19 protein-coding genes are annotated in these 21,242 nt (G+C 34.0%); 7 read left to right on the top strand and 12 right to left on the bottom strand.

The window, feature by feature from the left end:
- Window positions 1-45 precede the first annotated feature (45 nt).
- Together OZP09_RS11205 and OZP09_RS11200 are read right to left on the bottom strand one after the other, a co-directional pair.
- Window positions 46-738 (bottom strand): NUDIX hydrolase, encoded by a 693-nt coding sequence (locus tag OZP09_RS11205; RefSeq protein WP_281309396.1) that lies wholly within the window; start codon window positions 736-738, stop codon window positions 46-48.
- Window positions 739-1,085: 347 nt separating this feature from the next.
- Complete coding sequence (locus OZP09_RS11200; protein WP_269233753.1) at window positions 1,086-1,985, bottom strand: LysR family transcriptional regulator; 900 nt, start codon at window positions 1,983-1,985, stop codon at window positions 1,086-1,088.
- Between the two features lie 85 nt (window positions 1,986-2,070).
- Between OZP09_RS11200 and OZP09_RS11195 the strand changes: the two genes are divergently transcribed.
- From OZP09_RS11195 to OZP09_RS11185, 3 genes are all read left to right on the top strand, one after another.
- Window positions 2,071-2,832 carry a type 1 glutamine amidotransferase domain-containing protein gene (locus tag OZP09_RS11195; protein ID WP_281309395.1) on the top strand — a complete coding sequence of 254 codons (762 nt, stop codon included), beginning with the start codon at window positions 2,071-2,073 and terminating at the stop codon, window positions 2,830-2,832.
- A 7-nt stretch (window positions 2,833-2,839) separates the two neighbouring features.
- Window positions 2,840-3,997 (top strand): iron-containing alcohol dehydrogenase, encoded by a 1,158-nt coding sequence (locus tag OZP09_RS11190; protein ID WP_269233752.1) that lies wholly within the window; start codon window positions 2,840-2,842, stop codon window positions 3,995-3,997.
- A 386-nt stretch (window positions 3,998-4,383) separates the two neighbouring features.
- Entirely contained in the window at window positions 4,384-5,379 is a 996-nt protein-coding gene (locus OZP09_RS11185) for an NAD(P)H-dependent glycerol-3-phosphate dehydrogenase (protein ID WP_025572239.1), read from the top strand.
- A 73-nt stretch (window positions 5,380-5,452) separates the two neighbouring features.
- Here the strand turns inward: OZP09_RS11185 and OZP09_RS11180 are convergent, their stop codons facing one another.
- From OZP09_RS11180 to OZP09_RS11145, 8 genes are all read right to left on the bottom strand, one after another.
- Window positions 5,453-6,199 (bottom strand): tetratricopeptide repeat protein, encoded by a 747-nt coding sequence (locus tag OZP09_RS11180; RefSeq protein ID WP_269233751.1) that lies wholly within the window; start codon window positions 6,197-6,199, stop codon window positions 5,453-5,455.
- A gap of 41 nt (window positions 6,200-6,240) precedes the next feature.
- Window positions 6,241-7,989 carry a BatD family protein gene (locus OZP09_RS11175; protein WP_269233750.1) on the bottom strand — a complete coding sequence of 583 codons (1,749 nt, stop codon included), beginning with the start codon at window positions 7,987-7,989 and terminating at the stop codon, window positions 6,241-6,243.
- A gap of 139 nt (window positions 7,990-8,128) precedes the next feature.
- The gene (locus OZP09_RS11170) at window positions 8,129-8,896 is read right to left on the bottom strand and encodes a tetratricopeptide repeat protein (RefSeq protein ID WP_269233749.1); all 768 of its coding nucleotides are present in this window, start codon (window positions 8,894-8,896) and stop codon (window positions 8,129-8,131) included.
- Between the two features lie 41 nt (window positions 8,897-8,937).
- The gene (locus OZP09_RS11165) at window positions 8,938-9,972 is read right to left on the bottom strand and encodes a vWA domain-containing protein (protein ID WP_269233748.1); all 1,035 of its coding nucleotides are present in this window, start codon (window positions 9,970-9,972) and stop codon (window positions 8,938-8,940) included.
- 88 nt (window positions 9,973-10,060) lie between these two features.
- Entirely contained in the window at window positions 10,061-11,062 is a 1,002-nt protein-coding gene (locus OZP09_RS11160) for a vWA domain-containing protein (protein WP_269233747.1), read from the bottom strand.
- Window positions 11,062-12,696, bottom strand: a complete 1,635-nt coding sequence (locus tag OZP09_RS11155; RefSeq protein WP_281309394.1) for a hypothetical protein — start codon at window positions 12,694-12,696, stop codon at window positions 11,062-11,064. The genes OZP09_RS11160 and OZP09_RS11155 overlap by 1 nt, the downstream gene beginning before the upstream one ends.
- Window positions 12,697-12,823: 127 nt before the next feature.
- Entirely contained in the window at window positions 12,824-13,687 is an 864-nt protein-coding gene (locus OZP09_RS11150) for a DUF58 domain-containing protein (RefSeq protein ID WP_223682254.1), read from the bottom strand.
- Window positions 13,688-13,766: 79 nt separating this feature from the next.
- Complete coding sequence (locus OZP09_RS11145; protein ID WP_017497457.1) at window positions 13,767-14,771, bottom strand: AAA family ATPase; 1,005 nt, start codon at window positions 14,769-14,771, stop codon at window positions 13,767-13,769.
- Between the two features lie 223 nt (window positions 14,772-14,994).
- Here OZP09_RS11145 and OZP09_RS11140 point away from each other — a divergent pair, with 223 nt between their 5' ends.
- The 3 genes from OZP09_RS11140 to OZP09_RS11130 all read left to right on the top strand — a co-directional run bounded on the left by OZP09_RS11140 (window position 14,995) and on the right by OZP09_RS11130 (window position 18,074).
- Entirely contained in the window at window positions 14,995-15,867 is an 873-nt protein-coding gene (locus OZP09_RS11140; protein WP_269233743.1) for an aldo/keto reductase, read from the top strand.
- 120 nt (window positions 15,868-15,987) lie between these two features.
- On the top strand, window positions 15,988-16,743 hold the full coding sequence (locus tag OZP09_RS11135) for an SDR family NAD(P)-dependent oxidoreductase (RefSeq protein WP_269237865.1): 756 nt from the start codon (window positions 15,988-15,990) through the stop codon (window positions 16,741-16,743).
- A 194-nt stretch (window positions 16,744-16,937) separates the two neighbouring features.
- A complete protein-coding gene (locus tag OZP09_RS11130; RefSeq protein WP_281310753.1) occupies window positions 16,938-18,074 on the top strand; it encodes an ATP-binding protein in 1,137 nt (378 codons plus the stop codon).
- Between the two features lie 39 nt (window positions 18,075-18,113).
- Here OZP09_RS11130 and OZP09_RS11125 read toward each other — a convergent pair whose 3' ends face one another.
- Window positions 18,114-18,857, bottom strand: a complete 744-nt coding sequence (locus tag OZP09_RS11125) for a DUF3298 and DUF4163 domain-containing protein (RefSeq protein ID WP_269233742.1) — start codon at window positions 18,855-18,857, stop codon at window positions 18,114-18,116.
- Between the two features lie 104 nt (window positions 18,858-18,961).
- Between OZP09_RS11125 and OZP09_RS11120 the strand changes: the two genes are divergently transcribed.
- Entirely contained in the window at window positions 18,962-20,104 is a 1,143-nt protein-coding gene (locus OZP09_RS11120; RefSeq protein WP_269233740.1) for a cystathionine gamma-synthase, read from the top strand.
- Between the two features lie 57 nt (window positions 20,105-20,161).
- Here OZP09_RS11120 and OZP09_RS11115 read toward each other — a convergent pair whose 3' ends face one another.
- Window positions 20,162-20,947, bottom strand: a complete 786-nt coding sequence (locus OZP09_RS11115; protein ID WP_269233738.1) for a THC0290_0291 family protein — start codon at window positions 20,945-20,947, stop codon at window positions 20,162-20,164.
- Between the last annotated feature and the right edge of the window lie 295 nt (window positions 20,948-21,242).

Here is a 21,242-nt window from a genome sequence, read left to right as displayed (position 1 = left end):
AATGTAGAATTTAATTTTGAATAAACAATCTATTTTGTGTAAAAATTACGCAAACTTTATTTCGAAATGAAAGCCTTCTTTGCGTAAATCATTGTATTTCTTATGGTTGAACCGAAATAATTTGGCCGGCCGCCCTGTTTTTACCGGGGAATAATTTTCTGTTTCTTCTACGATTCCGAAGCTCAGGATTTTTTTTCTGAAATTTCGGCGTTCGATTTCCTTTTCTAAAATAGTGCAATAGAGGTTTTCCAGCTCTGAGAAAAGAAATTCTTTTGAAAGCAAATCAAAACCAATGGGCTCGTAAGTGAGTTTGGCTTTTAAACGTTCCAATCCTTTTTTAAGAATCTGATTATGGTCAAAAGCAAGGGCAGGGACTTCATCAATTATAAACCATTGCGCATGTTCTGCATCTGTATCAGCCTGAACTTTTAGTTTTGAAGGATCTACCAAGGCATAGTAGGCTACAGAAATTACACGGTTTCGGGGATCCCGATTTGTATCATCGCCAAAAGTAAATAGTTGCTCAAAGTAATTTACTTCAACATTTGTTTCTTCCTTCAATTCTCTTTTTACAGCGTCTTTTAGTGATTCGTCATTTTTAACCAAACCTCCGGGCAATGCCCAGTACGATTCCTGAGTTCCAAATTTCTGTTGGATTAAAAGAACGTACAACTGGCTGTTTTGATAACCAAAAACAATGGCATCCACAGCAACTCTGATATTTTGATTTTCAGTCATAATTAAAATGCGTAAGATTTACACAAATATAAAATTTTATATTTCTTACGCTGAGCTAATTAAAGTTTAACTCAGAAAAAGATCGTAAAAATCAAATTTCGGCATACGACAAATTTAATGTGGGATGGAATAGTACAACTCATCATTTTTGATGATTTTAAGTAAGGACAAATCCGTTGAGTCTAATTATTAAAGACGCATATTTTGACGCAGATTTACACTGATTTCTTTTTGATTCTATATATAAATCCGTGTAAATCTGTGTTTTTGCGAAAGCAAATCTGTTTTATCAGCGTTTTTAATTTGTATTAAAAAAAATACACTCAACTCATTAACTATCTTAAGTTTTAAGTCGATAATGCAATTCTTACTTCGTTGGCAATGATATCAAAAAAGGTCTTCAAATTGTTGTTCTTAGCTGCCAGTAAATAAACATATTCTTCCGGAACGTGGAAGCTGTTCCATACCAGTTGGAGCTTGTTTTGCTGAATAAATTTTCTGGCATTGCAATTCCATGTTACAGCAACACCGGAATTTTTAGAGAGCATCTCCAGCATTTCAAATTCTGATGGAATAATGTAATTAGGAACCATGGATGGTCTTTTTTTATGAAAAGCATGAAGCCAGAACAATTTTATATGTGGAATTCTGGCATCATGTGAATACCATTTTTGCTCGTTCAGCCATTGTTCCGCTTCAGTAAAATTATCTGATTTTAGTTTCTGGCGAAATTCGGTAATATCCAAATTCGTTGGTCCAACCATTACTAATTTAATCTTAGCAACCGTTTCCTGAATGGTATCAAACGTATCGTATTTTTTGGAAACAATGGCAAAGTCCAGTTTTTTAGAATCGACTAAGGAAAACAGCGTGTCATCATCGGCAAAAGTAAAATCGATTAAATCAAATTTTGCAATTAAAGCATTGCCAACACTGCTGAAAAGATGTTTTGATATGCCCACAGAAATTAACCGCGTAGCATCTTCAGCTTTTGACCTAAAAGTAGTTTCTACATTTTCAAGACGGTCAAGTGCATCTATAATCAAGTTATTCAGTAACTTAGCATACTCTGTTGGTTCTACGCCTTTTGACTTTCGAATAAATAATTTATTCCCAACATGAGCTTCCAACATTGAGATTTGCTGACTAACTGCGGGCTGACTCATAAAAAGCTCTTTTGCGGCAACAGAAAAGTTTCCGTTTTTGTAGACCGCCTTAAATGTTCTATACCATTCTAAATTGACCATAGCTATAAATTTACTTATAACAAACATAGTTTATTTTATTTTTACAAATATCATATAAGCTGTAAATTTGTTTAAAATTAATCAAATGAACAAAATAGCATTATTTGCAATTATAGCTTTAACGGTTAGTAGTATTTCGACTACTGCTCAAAAATTAAATAAAAAAAAGATGAAAAAAGTATTATTTGTGCTTACGAGCCATGACAAATTAGGAGATACAGGTGAAAAAACAGGATTTTGGACAGAAGAATTTGCTGCGCCATATTATACCCTTATAGATCAGGGATATGTTGTCGAAATTGCAAGTCCTTTAGGTGGTCAGCCGCCAATTGATCCAAAAAGTAATGATCCGAGTGCTGCTACAGAAGACACTAAACGTTTTGATGCCGATTTAGCTTTACAGGAAAAGTTAAAACGTACGCATAAAATTACAGAAGTGGATCAGAAAGATTTTGATGCAGTTTTTTATCCGGGTGGCCACGGACCAATGTGGGATTTGGCCGTTGATCAAAATTCTATCGCTTTGATTGAATCTTTTTACAATCATAAAAAACCAGTAAGTTTTGTTTGTCACGCACCGGCAGCATTAAAAAATGTAAAGATTGATGGTTCTTATTTAGTAAAAGACAAAAAAGTTACCGGATTTTCAAATACTGAAGAAGAAGCAGTTGGATTAACAAAAGTGGTTCCGTTTTTATTGGAAGATGCTTTGAAAGCTAATGGTGGCGAATATTCAAAAGGAGCTGATTGGGCGCCTTATGCAGTAGAAGATGGTTTGTTGATTACAGGTCAAAATCCGGCTTCATCAAAACTGGTAGCTGAAAAATTAATGGCAAAATTAAAATAATAAGCAGATGTTAAACTTTGAATTATACAATCCGACTAATTTAATTTTCGGGAAAGGACAAATTGAAAAACTTTCGACTTTGGTTCCAAAAGAAGCTAAAATCCTTTTGGCTTACGGTGGTGGAAGTATTTTTAAAAACGGAATTTACGATCAGGTAATCAGCAATCTGAAAGGTTTTGAAATTGTAGAGTTTGGCGGAATCGAACCCAATCCACATTTTGAAACTTTGATGAAAGCCGTAGAAGTTATAAAAGCAGAAAAAATTGATTTTATTCTCGCAGTAGGAGGAGGATCTGTTATTGATGGTGTAAAGTTTATTTCGGCAGCAGTTAATTTTGATGGAAATCCGATTGATATTCTTCAAAAGAGAATTTTAATTAAAGAAAATGCAATGCCGTTTGGAACAATTTTGACTCTTCCGGCTACGGGGAGCGAAATGAATTCAGGATATGTGGTGACGATCGAAGCGACTCAGGAAAAATTAGCTTCAGGCGGAAGTGCATTATTTCCACAATTTTCTATTTGTGACCCAACTGTAATTGCATCTTTACCTAAAAGACAACTTGAAAATGGTGTTGTAGATGCTTATACTCACGTTATGGAGCAATATTTAACGTATCCAACCGATGCTTTTCTTCAGGATCGAATTGCAGAAGGAATTTTGCAGACTTTAATAGAAGTTGGTCCAGGCGTTGTAGAAAACCCAACCGATTATACTTTGGCTTCTAACTTTATGTGGAGCTGTACGATGGCTTTAAACGGATTAATCCAGAAAGGTGTTCCAAGCGACTGGGCAACGCACATGATTGGTCATGAACTAACAGCTTTATACGGAATTGATCATGCGAGAACTCTGGCTATTATTGGTCCAAGTCTATATAATGTCATGTTTGAAACCAAAAAAGGAAAACTGGCCCAATACGGCAGAAGAATCTTCAACTTAACAGGTTCAGACGATGAAGTTGCTAAAGAAGCGATCAATAAAACCGTTGAATTTTTCCATACAATGGGAATGGATACCAAACTTTCACAATACACAAACGATTATGATAAAACAGCTGATTTTATTGTTAGTCGTTTTGATGAAAGAGGGTGGAAAGGCTTAGGCGAAAAACAACTGGTGACTTTAGATAAAGTAAAATCTATTGTGGAGCTTAGTTATTAAAAAAACAAATTTCAAATTATTATAAATTCCAAATTCCAATTTTGGCATTTCAATTTAATTATTTCAGATTTTCAAATTTGGGATTTGGATTTTAAAATATTGGAATTTTTATAACAAAAAAGGCGTTCTTAAATTTTTAGGAACGCCTTTTTAAAATACTAAAACAAAACTAACTAACTCAATTCTTACTAAATTCATTTAATAATCTAATTAATGATAGTTTACAACGCAACTGTTTGTTTTTTATTGTACAGAAGAGAAAATATTTTTCGTTTTTTTGAAATTCTTTAAAAAACTTTGTATTTAAAGCTGTTTTTAAAATTCTTAAATTACATTTTGTGATATTACTGCATTATTAAGTACTTTTGCTCTAAATTATTTGAATAATGAGCCAAAATTTAAAATTTGCAGTAATTGGTGGTGGGAGCTGGGCAACAGCTATTGCAAAAATGCTGTGTGTGAACCTGGATGAAATTTCGTGGTATATGCGAAATGACGCTGCGATAGAGCACCTTTTAAAATATAAACATAATCCAAATTATTTGAGTTCAGTTGAGTTTGATATCAATAAACTTAAATTAACCAACGATATAAACGAAGCGATTGAATATGCAGATTACCTTATTTTTGCAATTCCTTCTGCTTTTTTAAATGCTGAATTAGAACATTTGACAGTTTCTCTTGAAAATAAAATTATCTTTTCAGCCATTAAAGGAATTGTTCCTGAGACAAGTTTGATTGTGGGTGAACATTTTCACATTCAGTATGATATTCCCTATTACAATATAGGGGTTATTACAGGACCTTGTCATGCTGAGGAAGTAGCTTTAGAAAGACTTTCTTATTTGACGATTGCCTGCGGTGATCCGGAGAAAGCCTGCACAGTTGCAAAATCCTTATCCAGTAATTATATAAAAGCTAAAATTTCAGACGATATCATCGGGACTGAATATGCAGCAATGCTTAAAAATATTTATGCAATAGCTGCCGGAATTGCTCATGGTCTGGGATATGGCGATAATTTTCAGTCTGTATTAATGAGCAACGCAATCCGTGAGATGCGAAAATTTATCAAGAAAGTACACAGAATGAAACGAAATATTAATGATTCTGCTTATTTGGGCGACTTATTGGTAACAGGATATTCCGTATTTTCAAGAAATAGAATGTTCGGCAATATGATTGGAAAAGGCTATACAGTAAAAAGTGCGATGATGGAAATGAGTATGGTTGCCGAAGGATATTATGCAACTAAAAGTGCTTATAAATTAAATCAGGGTTATGGTGCCAAAACACCAATTATTGATGCGGTTTATGCCGTCTTATACGAAGGTAAAAATGCCAAGACCGTTTTCAAAAAACTAACAGAATCTTTAGATTAAGAATTAAAAAGTTCAAGACAAAAAAAGAGTCCGTTTCTATCGCAGAAATGGACTCTTTTTGTATAATAATTTTCTATTTTACTTCTTTTATAGCAGAAGCATCAATCCATCCTTCGGTGCCATCCGTCAATTCAATTTTTTTCCAGTTTTCAAGGGATTCGGTTACGTAAACCTTAGCACCTTCGTGTAATAAGAAAATACTTGATGCTCCTTTCTGAGGTTCACTTCGTACTTCCGTCATTTCAGCAAAAACGATTGCAGGACGATCATTATTATAATGATCTTTTTCAGTTATTCCTGCTGAAACACTTAATAATAAGGCAAACAGTAAAATAAACATTCCGATAAAATAGATTCTTTTGGAAAGTGTAAGCTGTGAAAAATAATAGCCAATAAAACTAAGCAGAAAAGCAAATGCAATTCCTACTGAAATCCAGGCCCAGGTATTGTAATTAAAAATACCTGTAAAATTCTGAATCAGCTTTGCAAAACCAACCTTTGGAACTTCTTTAATTTCGTCTATAGTGAGTTTTTTGGCAAATTTCAGATTGTTTAAAGTTTCAGCATCATGTGGTTTCAGGACAAGAGCCTTTTCATAATTATAAATCGAAAGTGCCACTTTATTAAGTTTGTAATAACAATTCCCTAAGTTAAAATACAACTCGGCAGAGTGTTGTTTTTCATCCTTAATAATGCTTTCATAAGTTTGTGCTGCTTCCTGGTATTTTGCCTTTTGATATAAGGCATTTGCTTTTTCAAAACTGCCCTGAGCAAAGAAAAACTGTGAGATTAATAAAAAGAGATATACTATATTTTTCATTTTCTGTAAATTTTAACCTTTCGTAAACTTTGACGTTAGGTTTAAACAATTTGTTTTTCTAATTCCGAAATAATCAAAACAGCTTTGTCATAATCCTGTTGGATAGATGTGCTTGATGCAGGTGCATATCTCGCAAACTCGCAGTTTTCGGTCAAATTAATAAAGTTCTGAACCGTTTCCGGATTTACACTTCTTGATAACAGCAATTCGAGAATATTGTCTTTACTCATTTCTGAGGTCTCAATGTGTAATTTGGCTTTCAGGAAATTATGCATTGCTTTTTCAAGGGCAATATAAAACGATTCTTTATTATTAAGCTGTTTTTTGGCTTCAGACAGATATTTCTTCGCCAGTTTGTTATTCATTTTAATTCTGTTACCGGTAACATCACTGTCGATTGCCTCTTTTTTCTTCTTGGCAATTACAATAATTGGTAAAATTACAAAAGGCAGTAACAATAGACTGTAATATAAATCGGAGCCGTAAAAATCATCTTTTACCGTTGAAATCAAAACAGTTTTTGGTTTGATATATTTAAATTGTTCTGATTTTGTAATGACATTTTTAGACGTATTTGACGCCACTGCTTCAGCCTGTACAGGACCATCCAAAACATCAATCATGATTTCAGGGGAAGTTATGGTTTTATAGCTTCCGGAATTCAAATCAAAATACGAGAATTCCATTGGTTTTATAGCATACTTTCCTTTAAATTGAGGTATGATAGTATATTTGTCCGAAATTTTTCCAGACATTCCTGCAAGTGATGTATTTACTTTTTCGTCATGAACCGGATCATACATTTCTAATGCATTAGGTACAACTGGTTTTGGCAAAGTAAATAGTTTCATGTTACCTGTTCCGTTTGCACTAACAATCAAATCAAGGCTTTCTCCACTTTTTAAGGTAGTTTTTGATGGGGTAACACTAAAATCAAATTTACCTACAGCTCCGGTAAAACCAATAGGTTTATTTGCCTCAGGCAGCGCTCTTACATTAATTGTTTTGGCTCCGGCAGAAACGGTTTTGTTTGCATCATCCAGCATCATCTGGCCAAACATGTTCCGGCCTCTTGGTACCTGAATTCCGATGTCTAAAGAAAGCGGTTCAATAGTAAGTTTTCCTGATTTTTGAGGGTATAAAATCGTTTTTTTAAGGACTACAAAGTAAGAGCGTTCACCTTTGTACATTCCCTCTTCAATTTGAAGCTGTTTGATGTCAATATTTTGATTCCAAAAGTCTTTGTATTTAGGTTTAGCCAGTTCTTTAAATCCTGTTACACCAATACCATTAAAATATAGTTTATAAACCACTGTAATAGGTTCATTTATATAAGGATTCGTTTTGGAAATTTCTGCAATCAGATTCAGTATCTCATTTCCGCCCCCTTGATGCTGTTGTTGTGAATTTGGATCTCTTTCTTGTGGAACTGCATTGGTAACTGTTATTTTTATGGGAGATGTTTTATAAACCTGCCCATTATATTCAATTGAAGCCTGTTTGATGGTAAATGTACCTTTTTGATTCGGCAGCAAAAAATAAGAATAAATTTTCTGAAATGAACTTCTTCCATTTACCCATGACTGACTTATCTGCTGGCTTGGCCCTCCAACAATTCTGAAACCTTCAAAAGAAGGCTGGTCAAAGTTATCCCCATCAACATTCATGATAAAGTCAATACGGAGTCTTTCGTTAACTCCAAGCGTATTCTTGCTTACCCTGGCTTCAAACTGAACCTGAGCCATAAGTCCCTGAAAAGTGAATAGTAATAGAATTAAATATCTTTTCATTACTTGTTTAATCAATTTTTGTTTGTTAGTAGTTTATAGTTTCTGGTTATCTTTTAAAAGTTTATTCTTTTAATTTAGATGAAATGGTAAACTGTTTTTATTAAATCAGAAAAACAATAAACCAAAAACAATAACAATTCTACCAGTCTTTTTCTGCTTTTTTAGGACTTCCTTTTACTTTTTGGGCATTAACTTTATCCTGAATTTTCTTTTCTTCATTATTCACCGCATCTAATAAATTCTGGACACGATCTTTTGAAATTCCTCCCGGCATAGGTTTTGGCTCTCCGTTATTGTTTGATTTATCATCTTTTTTAGGATCGTTTTTACCGTCTTTTTTATCTTTGTCCTTATCGCCTTTGTCGTCTTTTTTCTGATCGTCTTTGCCGTCTTTTTTATCTTTATTGTCGCCGTCCTTTTTCTGATCGTCTTTTTTGTCGTTCTTTTTATCCTTGTCCTTATTCTTGTCGTTTTTCGGAGGGTTTTCTTTTAGTTTTTGTTTGGCTAAAGCATAATTGTAACGTGTCTCATCATCAGTAGGGTCGTTACGCAAAGCGTTTTTATAAGCTTCAACAGCCTGAGTATAATCTTTCTCTTTCATAAAAACATTTCCTAAATTATGGAAAGCTTTGTGCTTTTCAGGTCTGGTTTTGGCATTTTTAATAGCCTTTGCATAAGCATATTTTGCTTCTGATGCCTGGTTTTGTTTGTAAATTGTATTTCCCAAATTATAAGAAGCTGTAGCTTTTTTAGGAAATTTTGATTGTGAAATCCTGTAATTTGCCTCTGCATCAACAAATTTATTCTGTTTATATTCTTCATTGGCTTCAGGCAATGTTTTGTCTTTTTCCTGAGCAGAAACTGCCAAAGAAAAGGTTAGTAAAATATAAAGAAGTAAATTTTTCATTCTGTGTTTTTATTTTTTTGCTCCCGATTTGTCCAGAACAATTATTTCTTTTCGTTAAATAAATTCAACTCGTTTATCCAGTTTGTTTTTCTTTCCAATAAAAAGATATCCAGAAATAACAGGAAAAAGGCAAAGCCTAAAAACCATTGAAACTGCGATTGAAACTCTGCCATTTGTGTTGCTTCAAACTCAGTTTTCTGAATATTATTCAATGCATTTTTTACATATTCCAGTACTTCTTTTGTACTTCCTCCATAAACATACCCGCCTTTGGTTGCTTTTGCAATTGCTCTTAAACCTTCCTGATTTAGTTTTGTAATAACTGTTTCACCATTTTGGTCTTTCTGATAACTTCTGACTACACCGTTTTCCTTCAACGGAATTGTAGCTCCTTTTTCTGTTCCAACACCAATGGTAATGATTTTCATTCCGATTTTATTGGCTTCATCTGCAGCTGCTTCAGCACCTTCAGAGTGATCTTCTCCATCAGAAATAAGGATTAAAAGTTTGCTGGTTTTACTTTTTTCATCAAAATAGGTTGCTGATAATTTAATCGCTTCGTCAAGTGAGGTTCCTTGTGATGACACCATTCCGGGATTCATGCTTTGCAGAAACATTTTAGCAACACCGTAATCTGTTGTAATTGGTAAGACTGGGAAAGCACTTCCGGCATAAGCAACAATTCCGATCCTGTCGCTGCCTAAATTATTGATAATCTGAGAAACCAATTGTTTGCTTTTTTCTAAACGGCTAGGTGCAACATCCTCAGCCAGCATACTTTTTGAAACGTCGACAGCAAAAACGATATCAATTCCTTCGCGTTTAACCGTTTCCATTTTGGTTCCAATCTTCGGATTTACCAAACCTATGATCAAACAAGCCAGTGCCAAAAGAAAAACTACTAATTTTAAAACAGGTTTAAAAACTGAGCGTTCAGGGCTTAGCTTTTTTACCATTTCCAAATCACCAAATTCACGTTGTTTTTTTCTTTTCCAATACATATTAAAAAGAAAAACACATACCACAATCGGGATGAGAAACAATAGATATAAATATTTTTTTTCGTCTAATTCCATAAATTTTTTAAATTCCAATTTTTAAATTCCAAATCCCAATTTTGTAATTTGGTATTTTTGAATTTGGTATTTTTTGATTTTAAAAAAATCAAATGAAGCTTCTGTAAACCGTATTTCTTAAACCTACTTCCAACAATAACAAAATTCCTGCGAGCAATACAAAAAACCTATATTTTTCATCGTAATCGTAGAATTTTAATTCCTGAATTTCAGTGGTTTCTAATTTGTTGATCGAATTGTATATTTCGGCTAACTTGTCATTGCTGGTAGCTCTGAAATAAGTTCCATCGGTTTTTCTGGCAATACTTTTTAATAACTGTTCGTCAATTTCTACTTTTTGCATTTTAAACAAGAAACCGCCGTTTGGGGCATATGCATAAGGAAATTCAGCCATTCCGTTAGTTCCGATTCCAATCGTATATACTTTTATCCCATATTGTTTTGCAATGTCAGAAGCTGTTTCCGGCTCAATGAATCCCGCATTATTTACACCATCTGTCAAAAGAATAATCACCCTGCTTTTTGCTTTACTGTCCTTAAGTCGGTTTACAGCCGTTGCAAGTCCCATCCCAATTCCGGTACCATCCTGTAATACATTATCGTATTTGATTTCCTTAATAGCTTCTAAAATGATGGCTTTATCGCTGGTAACAGGAGTTTTAGTGTAGGCTTCAGAGGCATATAAAACCAATCCGATTCTGTCGTTTGGTCTTTCGTTAACGAAATCAGCCGCAACTCTTTTTAAAGCTTCCATACGGTTGGGCTTTAAATCTTTTGCAAGCATACTTCCCGAAACGTCAATTGCCATTACAATATCAATTCCTTTCGTTGTTTTAGTTTCGTTGCTGATGTCAACAGTTCTTGGTCTTGCTAAAGCCACAATCAGAGAACACAGAGCAATAATCCTGAAAACATACAAACAAGGTTTTAATTTTGTTAATAGTGATTCGCTGTTTTTAAAACCCTGAGTTGAACTCATTTTTAAAGTAGCTGATTGCTGATTGCGTTTCCAGAAAAACCATCCTATTGCAATTGGGATTAATAAAAACAGCCAAAAAAATTCCGGATTTAAAAAAGTTATTTTTTCCATTAGTTGCTTGCTCTTTTAAGTTCAACAGAATTTAAAATCCTGTCCGAAATATCATTAGCATACGTATCTCCTTCTTCATGGAATATAGCAATTTGCTGTAATCCGCCATCTTGTTTAAACATCAGGACTTCGTAGTAAAGTTTAGCGCTTGTTTTCAGGTTTTCATTAATAAACGTAAAAGTTCCGTACCCTTTTATTCCTGTAATGCCTTCTTTAGTTTCAAAATCTTCTTGTTTTGTAATCATATTTCTGGCACCCTGAGCTTCGATTATTTTTAAATTGCCTTCAAGGGCTTTTGATAAATCAATGTCTGTAGGGTTTTTAAATTTAGCTGTAGAAACCGTTACATAAAAATTATCCAGTAAACTCCCGTAACCAAAAAGCTGCATTTCCTTTATAAGGGCCATAGCCTCTTTTGGTAATACTTTTTGAGTATCAAGTCGTTGTAAAACTCTTGGGGTTTCAATTAAAACACCAGGATTACCATACTCGCTCTTTATCCATTCCCCTTCCAGTAATTCTTTGGTTGGGTGTCCAATTATATTGTCTTTTACATAATTGAAGCCTTTAGTGACAACGAAATAAGTAGTGGTTGCAGTAAGTAAAAAAACTACAGTTGCAGCGGCAATTGCAATACGTTTATTTCTTTTTTTCTTTAACTGAAGCTGAATTTGTTTTTGTTTTTGGGCTTCGTTTAATAATTGATCTTCTTCCTCAACAGGAACTTCTGTAGGGATAGCATTATCCAGCGTTAAAATTGCTTTTTGAATCTTATTTCTGTCTTCAGTAATTTCAAATTCTAATGGTTTAGATTTCGCGAATTTTACCAAATCTGCCTGTCTTAAAACACGCTCGAGATTTTCAACAGTTTCCGGAGTCAGGCTCATTTTCTTTTTGGCAGAAGCCGTTTTAAGTGCCTGAATCAGTTCAGAAGTAGTGCTTTCCATTGCCGGAATCTGAATTGCTTCTTCTATATAATTACGGGCAATATCAGTCAGTTCACTATAATATTCTTTTACTTCGCCTTTTTGCCAAAGTTCTTTTTTCTCAAGATTGTTTAATAAGCTTGTCGCTTTTTCAATAGGCGTTTTATAAACTTCTTCTTCAATTTTTTTCTTTTGGTGTTTTTTCATATACCAATAAACGAAAACACCAATTCCTATAATCAGAACCACAATCAAAAGATAAATCCACCATTCTCCAATACCATTTTCAACAGTTGAGATATCTTTAATATCATACATTTTTTGCTGTAGAGTATCTACTTTCACACTGGCTACTTCAACAGAAACCGGATCGCTTAAATGAGGTTTTTTATCAATCAGAATCTTCACCGGAGGTATAACATATTTTCCGGAATCAAATTGTGTTAAGCCATATTTTTTGATAAGCTCATAAGTGCCGTCTTTCTTAACCGTGTCTATTGGGTATGATTGAATAACTTCTAACGGGCCAATATTCTTTAATGCAGGGAAAACCACTTTAGATTTTGAACTTACGATCGTTTTAAGTGTTAGCTTAAACTCGGCGCCAATTTTATTTTTTGTAGTATCAATACTGGTTTCAATCTGCTTATTTTGTGCAAAAACAGTTGAGGAAAGTAAAAATAGAAATATGTAAAATTTTAATTTCATTTGATTTGATTTCAGATTTTAGTCTAAAATGAAAGCTTAAAACAGATTCAGCTTAAGCGATTTATTTACGATTATTCTTCAAATTAATCTAATATTCTAACAAACTAAGATCTCTGATAATCTAAAATTATCTTGATTTGAAATACCCCAGTAATTTAGTTACGTAATTTTCGTCAACTCTTGTGTTTACGACACCGGCTCCAGATTTGCTGAAAATTTCCTTAAAGTAGCTTACACGTTCCTGATAGTGTTTTTCATAATTCATTCGAACTTTTTTAGAACCGGTATCTACGAGCTGAATTTTTCCGGTTTCGGCATCAAGCATCGTTACCATTCCTAAATTCGGAATTTTCTCTTCACGGATATCGTAAACGCGGACACCAGTAATGTCATGTTTTTTGGAAGCAATTTTTAAAGTATGCTCATAGTTTTCAGACATGAAATCAGAGATCATAAAAACAATTGCTTTCTTTTTTTGAGTTCCGGAAAGAAACTTTAAAGCTTGGGCGATATCTGTTTTTTGGCTTTTTGGTTCAAATTCGATCAATTCCCTAATAATTCTCAAAACATGTGAACGCCCCTTTTTTGGTGGGATGTATAATTCGACATTATCAGAAAATAATATCAAACCAATTTTATCGTTATTTTGTGTAGCCGAAAAAGCCATCGTTGCCGCTATTTCAGTTACGATGTCTTTTTTAAACTGACTTTTTGATCCAAAACCTTCGGACCCCGAAATATCAACCATTAAAACCATGGTTAATTCACGTTCTTCTTCAAAAACTTTTACGTGGGCTTCGTTATAACGTGCGGTTACATTCCAATCGATATTACGAATATCATCTCCGTATTGGTATTGACGCACTTCGCTAAACGTCATTCCTCGTCCTTTAAATGAAGAGTGGTATTCTCCCGAAAAGATATGATTGCTCAGTCTTTTGGTCTTGATTTCTATTTTCCGTACTTTTTTTAAAAGCTCTTTTGTATCCATTTTAGATTTGGTTTATGGTTTGTGGTTGTTGGTTGATGGCGTATGAACCATCAACAAAAAACTATCAACCATCAACTTTTTAAGGTACTTCAATCTCGTTTACGATTTTGTTGATAATGTCTACAGAAGTAATGTTTTCAGCTTCAGCTTCATATGTTATCCCAACTCTATGGCGTAAAACATCATGCACAACGGCACGAACGTCTTCTGGAATTACGTAACCACGACGTTTGATGAAAGCATAACATTTTGCTGCATTGGCTAAATTGATACTTCCACGTGGTGATGCTCCAAAACTGATAAGAGGTTTTAAGTCGGCCAGTTTGTACTTTTCAGGGTAACGTGTTGCAAAGATGATATCTAAGATATATTTTTCGATTTTTTCATCCATGTAAACTTCACGAACAGCTTCCTGTGCACGCAGAATTTGTTCTACAGAAACTACAGGATTTACCTTTTCGTAACTTCCTTTTAGGTTTTGGCGAATTACAAAGCGTTCTTCGTCAATTTTTGGATAATCAATAACAGTTTTAAGCATGAAACGGTCAACCTGAGCTTCAGGAAGCTGATATGTTCCTTCTTGTTCAACGGGGTTTTGCGTGGCCAATACTAAAAACGGACGATCGAGTTTGAAAGTCGTATCGCCAATCGTAACTTGTTTTTCCTGCATTGCCTCCAAAAGTGCAGACTGAACTTTGGCAGGAGCACGGTTAATCTCATCGGCAAGTACGAAGTTAGCAAAAATTGGCCCCTTTTTAATAGAGAATTCGTTTGCTTTAATGTTGTAAATCATTGTCCCGATAACATCGGCAGGTAATAAATCCGGAGTAAACTGGATACGGCTGAAAGAACCCTGAACTGCTTGTGATAAAGTATTAATCGCCAAAGTTTTTGCTAAACCAGGAACACCTTCCAGTAAAATATGCCCTTGCCCTAATAGCCCGATTAATAAACGCTCGACCATGTGTTTCTGGCCCACAATAACTTTGTTCATTTCCATTGTAAGAAGGTCTATAAAAGCACTTTCTCTCTCAATTTTTTCATTTATCGCTCTAATGTCTAAAGTCGTTGTATTTTCTTCCATATAAATATTTTTAAAAACCTTTTAAAACTTGTGATTTTTATACCTGATTTTTGAGAGTGCAAATTGAATATTTTTTAAGAAGTAAGATGTTAAAAAATGGTTAAAACTTCGACCAAAACCCTAATTTTAAGGACGAATTGTGAATCTATTTTTATATTTTTAAGAACTTTGGTGATTATGCTGTAAGCAGACATCATTATTACTAAAAATAATACAACAAAACATGAGCAAAACTTTATTATCACCTGTAATTTCAGGGGTTAGGAATTGGGGAGTTTGGGATAAAAATCTTACATCAAAAGAAATGGAAAGCATGATACAGCTTTGTATCGAAAACAAAATTACTACTTTCGACCACTCTGATATTTACGGAGATTACACCACCGAAGCAGATTTTGGAAAAGCACTTCATGACAGTAAAATTTCTCGCGAAAAGTTGCAGTTAATTACCAAATGCGGTATTCAGATGGTTACCGAAAACCGTAATAATAAAGTCAGGCATTATGAACATTCTAAAGAATATATAATCTGGTCAGCAGAAGAATCCCTGAAAAAATTAAAAACAGATTATATCGATGTTTTTTTATTGCAAAGACCAAGTCCGTTAATGCAGGCTGATGAAATTGCTGAAGCGGTTGAAAAGCTAAAAACAGAAGGGAAAATCATTGATTTTGGAGTTGGAAATTTCAGCAATTCACAAGTTGAGTTAATTCGTCAGAAAACAGATGTTAGTTATCATTCAGTACAATTCTCAGCTACGAATTTTGAGCCAATGACTGACGGAACTTTTGATTATGCACAAATACACGGAATCCGTCCGTTGGCATGGAATCCGCTGGGTACTGTTTTTAGGGAAGATAGTCAACAAACACGCCGTCTGAAGAAATTACTTTCGACATTAGTAGAAAAATATCATTTAGGATCTGATACACTTTTATTAGCATGGATTTTAAAACATCCAGCAAAAGTGATTCCGGTTGCAGGAACTGTAAATGTCGCCAGAATTCAATCGTTGATGAAAGCAGTAGAACTTGAAATGGATAAAGAAGACTGGTTTGCAATATGGACTGAAAGCAGGGGAGAAGAGTTGCTTTAAAATAATATTTATAAACATAACAAAAGTGAAATTCGCTTAAGCGAAGATAGTTGTCACAAATTAAAATGGAGTTTTCAATAAATGAAAGTTGTTTAATTTATGGCAAAACATATAATCAGGATGAAAAAAACAGTTTTAATTACCGGTGCTACAAGCGGAATTGGGAAGGCAACAGCTCAGATTTTTGCACGAAATCATTATAAAGTTATCATTTGCGGAAGACGTAAAGAACGTTTAAGCGAACTCGAAAAAGAACTTTCAGAATATACGGAAGTACATTCTTTGTCTTTTGATGTCAGGGATAAAAATGCTGTTTTTGAAAGTATAAATTCCTTACCGGAATATTTTTCGAAAATTGACGTTTTAATCAATAATGCAGGAAATGCACACGGATTAGATCCAATTCAGTATGGAGATATTGAAGATTGGGATGCCATGATTGATATCAATGTAAAAGGACTTTTATATGTTTCGAAAGCTATTATTCCGCAAATGACTGAAAGGGAATCGGGACACATTATCAACATTGGTTCAACAGCCGGAAAAGAGGTTTATCCGAATGGGAATGTATACTGCGGATCAAAACATGCTGTGGATGCCATTACTCAGGGAATGCGAATGGATTTGAACCCACACAAAATTAAAGTAAGCGGAATACATCCGGGTTTGGTTGAAACAGAATTTAGTGAAGTACGTTTTAAAGGAGATACCGAAAGAGCTTCAAATGTTTACAAAGGTTTTGATCCACTGAAAGCAGAAGATATAGCCGACATTATTCATTTTGTAGTTTCAAGACCTTATCACGTTAATATTGCCGATTTGATTGTGATGAGTACGGCACAGGCCTCTTCAACGATTGTTAAGAAAAATAGTTAGAAGATTTTTTAACACATAGAAACATAGTTTTGCTTTATCTTAAAAGGCATTTCATTTGCATCAATTCATAGCTATGTGTATTTAGAAAAAGTGAAATGCCTTTTTATAGGTTGTAATAATCTATGTTTCTATGTGTTTGAAAATAAAAATTTGTGAAAATTAATGCAATTTGTGGCAAAAAATAATCAGCGAAAATGATCAATAAACGCCTTTTAATAAAAAACCTGCTTGCTCATAATGACGAGAGCAGTTTTTATGACAAAAAAAGGCAGTTGAATCTGCATTCACGCGAAGGTAAAGGAAAGTTTTTAAAGCATATTTGTGCTTTGTCGAATTCAAACCCTGCGAATAATTCGTATATCGTTGTTGGTGTTGAAGATCATGATAACGAAATTGTGGGCGATGATTTCTTTGATGATAGCCGGATTCAGAATCTTGTCAATGCTTTTCTGGAAAATCCGCCTAAAATTCAGTACGAAAATGTGCCTTTTCCCAATCTTCCAAAAGATAAGGTGATTGGACTGGTTACGATAAAGCCCAAAAGCCAGATTTCATCTTTCAAAAAAGGAATTCATACTATTCCGGCCAATAGTATTTTTATTAGGCGGGGAAGCAATTCGGTTCCTGTAGAAGGTGAAATTGAAAAAAATTATCAGAATACCGAAACAGTTATCGGAATCGAAAATAGTTCCCGAAACAGTATCCAGTATACGCTTGACGGTGTATTCGATTTTATGAATTTCAGGCATAAAGATATGTCTCCAAAGTATCGTGTTTTTAAAGAATTGTTTGTGATCTGCTGGGCCGGAGTACCAAAAAAATCCAGAGATAAAACCTTTCTTTCCCGGGTAGATATTGAATTGATAAATGAACAGATTAAGCTTTTTTATTCGGCTCAGGATGTTGTTACAATTGTTTTTGATGATGATACTTTTACTATAACCGAATATATTCCTCTGGGGTTAAACGATAAAACCAGTTATTATCCACTAGAAAAGCAAACTATACATTTTTTTGATAACGGTTATTATAAGATAGACCGTCAAATGCTTTTTCAGCCTCCGGAGTTCAATAAACGAATGCTTTTTCATATTTATAATTCGAATATTGCATTGCTTCAAAAACTGCAAAATGGTTTTGCTTTGTCGGAGCGTGAATTAAAAGATTTAGAAAACTTGCCTTCCACTTTTATGATTTGTTATCTGAATGGTTTTGACGAAGCCAGACAAAAACTTATTGATGCCAAATTACTTTTAAAACCCTTTAGCCAAATATATCTTTCTTTTAAGGAATCATTACGGGTTTTACGTAAAATGAAATATGATGTTTAGTAATCTTCTGCAGAGATTTACTGCCATGATATGACTTAATTATTTAAATTTTAAATATTTACTTATCTGTTCATACGGAAACAAAATCTCTTTTGGGCCATCCGCATAGGAAGCTGTTTCGTACGAATTGTAATATAGTAACAGGCCTTCCTCAGTGTAAAATATATTTTGAGGCAATTGAAAAACATCTTTTTCGAACATCAATCCTGTTGCATTTATATTGGCTTTAGCCGGTATTTTATATTTTTTTCGGAACTCTTTTTCGGCATAAGCTTTAAACTCTTTTTCGTTATTAAATAATTCATCGCTAAAAATGGTTTTTCCGGTATCAGGATTAAATAGAAGCGAACGAAAGCCCTGATATCCGTGAGCACCGCCTGTAAAAGTATAGTGATCCAGTTTAATGTTTAAAATCTGATCGGATTGATATTCGATATTTCCTTTCACTTTAGCTTCCCAGCCGAATGTTTCAGTTGGGAATTTTTTATGCATTTCTTCATAAGAACCAATAAAAGAATCAACCAGGCTTTTATAATCTTTAATTTCTGAAGGTTTTTCTCCGAAATAAACAATGTCTTTTAAAACACCTAATATCTTTTTATTAATACTATCAGCTACAACAGGAATATTTTTTGCAATTGGCACTTCGATTGTAATTTTAGGACAATCTTTTTTACAAGGTATTTTAGATTCTTTTTCAAATACCTCATTTTCAAAAGTTAATGTTTTTGTGCAGCCTGTTAGTAATAGGACCACCGCAGCAAGAAGAGAATAAAGTTTCATCTTAAAAGTGTTAATTATACTTAAAGGTAAGAAGTTGTATCTGGATTTGAATAAATTTAAAAGTAAATTTGTGAAAGTATTAAGTATTTAAAATTTATAACTATATGAAATTCAATACAAAAGTGATTCATGGAGGTCAGCATCATGATCCGGCTACAGGAGCTGTTATGCCTCCGGTGTATCAAACGTCAACATATGTTCAGACAAGTCCGGGTAAACCATTGGGTGATTACGAATATAGCCGTGCCTCAAATCCTACAAGAACGGCTTTAGAAAATGCATTGGCAAGTATTGAGAACGGTACCCGCGGACTGGCATTTTCATCGGGTTTGGCGGCTACGGATTGTATCCTGAGATCATTTAAAGCAGGTGATGAAGTAATTGCTATGGATGATTTGTATGGAGGAACTTATAGAATGTTCTCCAGAATTTACAAAGATTCGGGAATTAAATTCCATTTTGTTGATATGACTGATATTGCAAAACTGAAATCTTTGATCAATGAAAACACCAGGTTAATCTGGGTAGAAACGCCAACGAATCCTTTAATGAAGCTGGCCGATATTGAGGAAATCGCCAAAATCACAAAACAAAATAAAATCTGGCTGGCGGTAGACAATACTTTTGCAACACCTTATTTGCAAAAACCACTTGATTTAGGTGCTGATATCGTAATGCATTCAGCAACCAAATATTTGAGTGGTCATTCAGATGTTATTGCCGGAGCCTTAATTGTGAAAGATGAAGCTTTGGGTGAACAACTACATTTCCAGCAATTTGCAACTGGTGCAACATTAGGACCAATGGATAGTTTTCTGGTTTTAAGAGGAATAAAAACACTTTCATTAAGAGTTCAGAGACATTGTGAAAACGGAGAAAAAGTAGTTGAATTTTTAAGTAACCATCCAAAAATTCAAACCGTTTATTATCCTGGATTAGAAAGTCATCCGTTTCATGAAATTGCTAAAAAACAAATGAAAGCTTTTGGCGGAATGGTGTCTTTTACATTCGCTTCAGGTAAAAAGGAAGATTCAATTGCTTTTTTGGAGAAACTAAAAGTTTTTACTTTGGCTGAATCTTTAGGAGGAGTAGAGTCATTGGCGAATCACCCTGCTTTAATGACCCATGCCTCAATTCCGGCAGATAAAAGAGCTGAGGTTGGAATTACAGATGACTTGGTTCGTCTAAGTGTAGGTATTGAAGATGCTGAAGATTTAATAGCGGATTTAGAACAAGCTTTATCATAAAAAACAGAACCCCAACTCGAAAGAATTGGGGTTTGTATTTTAATATTATTATTGCTTTTAGAATTCTAAATAGTGGGAATATCCAAAATTAAACCACACTTGCGAATCATTTGCTTTGTTTTCTTTGTAAAGATCCCGGTTCGGATTTAATCCGTCAATCCAGTCAGAATTGAATCCCTGATAGCGTACTTCAAAAAGCAAATCGTTCATTTCATCCAGTTTATATTGTACCCCAACTCCAAGAAGCAGGGAAAATGCAATGCCGTTTTCGGATGCAAAACCATATTTATGCCCGTCTGATGGCACTAGATATTTATCAAATGTTGTTGCTGGCGATCCTAATGGGCCTAGAGAAGAATTCGCTTTAGTGTCATAGTAACTTGCCATAGCACCAACACTTATATAAGGATAAAAACTGCCTACGTACTTTTCGAATTCATGAATCGTCATAAAGGGCGAATAATTTAGTTGAGCTCCAATATTTAGCATACTGGTTTTTCCACTCATCGCTTTTAGTTTTTCTTTTCCGGCAGATGGCTTGCCTTCAATCCATTTTCCATAATGTTGAAAGTTCGTATGAGAAAACGAAATTTCAGAACGAACTTTAAAGTGTTCATTAAAATATTCATTGCCATTAGCAGCTGATGAAAAGTTTATCCAATGAACCGCACCAATTCCAAATCCGGTATTTCCGATATTTGTAGATTGATCGTGTCTTTGTCCGTAATCAGACTGAAATGCTACTGGGCCAGCTATCAATCCCACTTCGTAGGCTAATTGTGCATTTGATACCGTGGTAATACCAAATATTGTAAAAAAAGTTAAGGCTATTTGCTTGAACATGAGTTTTTCTGCTTTCAAATCATGGCAAATATATAAAAAACATAACCGACTTTTAAATAATTAATTAGCCAATTAAAAAATAACTATAAAAACACTTAAAAAGTTAATCATAATATTCGGTTTAGGCTGTAATCTAATTTTTGTAAATGAGAATTTTAGATTTGTTTGAAAAATATATAATTCTTGTAAAATTGTTATAAAAAATAATTTTCAAATTGATTTTGCTTTACCTTTGTTATGAATAACGAAAACGTTTTCTTAATGATGTTTTCTTATTTAATTGTACAAATAAATG

Origin of the sequence: Flavobacterium flavigenum (assembly GCF_027111255.2) — a bacterium.
GTDB lineage: Bacteria > Bacteroidota > Bacteroidia > Flavobacteriales > Flavobacteriaceae > Flavobacterium > Flavobacterium flavigenum.
This window is presented reverse-complemented; position numbering and strand designations above follow the sequence as displayed.

Coding starts and splice junctions, on each gene's coding strand:
- OZP09_RS11160 (WP_269233747.1), bottom strand. CDS start 11,062: ATGGAAAAAATAACTTTTTTAAATCCGGAATTTTTTTGGCTGTTTTTA.
- OZP09_RS11165 (WP_269233748.1), bottom strand. CDS start 9,972: ATGGAATTAGACGAAAAAAAATATTTATATCTATTGTTTCTCATCCCG.
- OZP09_RS11185 (WP_025572239.1), top strand. CDS start 4,384: ATGAGCCAAAATTTAAAATTTGCAGTAATTGGTGGTGGGAGCTGGGCA.
- OZP09_RS11120 (WP_269233740.1), top strand. CDS start 18,962: ATGAAATTCAATACAAAAGTGATTCATGGAGGTCAGCATCATGATCCG.
- OZP09_RS11125 (WP_269233742.1), bottom strand. CDS start 18,857: ATGAAACTTTATTCTCTTCTTGCTGCGGTGGTCCTATTACTAACAGGC.
- OZP09_RS11205 (WP_281309396.1), bottom strand. CDS start 738: ATGACTGAAAATCAAAATATCAGAGTTGCTGTGGATGCCATTGTTTTT.
- OZP09_RS11155 (WP_281309394.1), bottom strand. CDS start 12,696: ATGAAATTAAAATTTTACATATTTCTATTTTTACTTTCCTCAACTGTT.
- OZP09_RS11115 (WP_269233738.1), bottom strand. CDS start 20,947: ATGTTCAAGCAAATAGCCTTAACTTTTTTTACAATATTTGGTATTACC.
- OZP09_RS11195 (WP_281309395.1), top strand. CDS start 2,071: ATGAACAAAATAGCATTATTTGCAATTATAGCTTTAACGGTTAGTAGT.
- OZP09_RS11140 (WP_269233743.1), top strand. CDS start 14,995: ATGAGCAAAACTTTATTATCACCTGTAATTTCAGGGGTTAGGAATTGG.
- OZP09_RS11200 (WP_269233753.1), bottom strand. CDS start 1,985: ATGGTCAATTTAGAATGGTATAGAACATTTAAGGCGGTCTACAAAAAC.
- OZP09_RS11150 (WP_223682254.1), bottom strand. CDS start 13,687: ATGGATACAAAAGAGCTTTTAAAAAAAGTACGGAAAATAGAAATCAAG.
- OZP09_RS11170 (WP_269233749.1), bottom strand. CDS start 8,896: ATGAAAAATTTACTTCTTTATATTTTACTAACCTTTTCTTTGGCAGTT.
- OZP09_RS11135 (WP_269237865.1), top strand. CDS start 15,988: ATGAAAAAAACAGTTTTAATTACCGGTGCTACAAGCGGAATTGGGAAG.
- OZP09_RS11175 (WP_269233750.1), bottom strand. CDS start 7,989: ATGAAAAGATATTTAATTCTATTACTATTCACTTTTCAGGGACTTATG.
- OZP09_RS11180 (WP_269233751.1), bottom strand. CDS start 6,199: ATGAAAAATATAGTATATCTCTTTTTATTAATCTCACAGTTTTTCTTT.
- OZP09_RS11130 (WP_281310753.1), top strand. CDS start 16,938: ATGATCAATAAACGCCTTTTAATAAAAAACCTGCTTGCTCATAATGAC.
- OZP09_RS11190 (WP_269233752.1), top strand. CDS start 2,840: ATGTTAAACTTTGAATTATACAATCCGACTAATTTAATTTTCGGGAAA.
- OZP09_RS11145 (WP_017497457.1), bottom strand. CDS start 14,771: ATGGAAGAAAATACAACGACTTTAGACATTAGAGCGATAAATGAAAAA.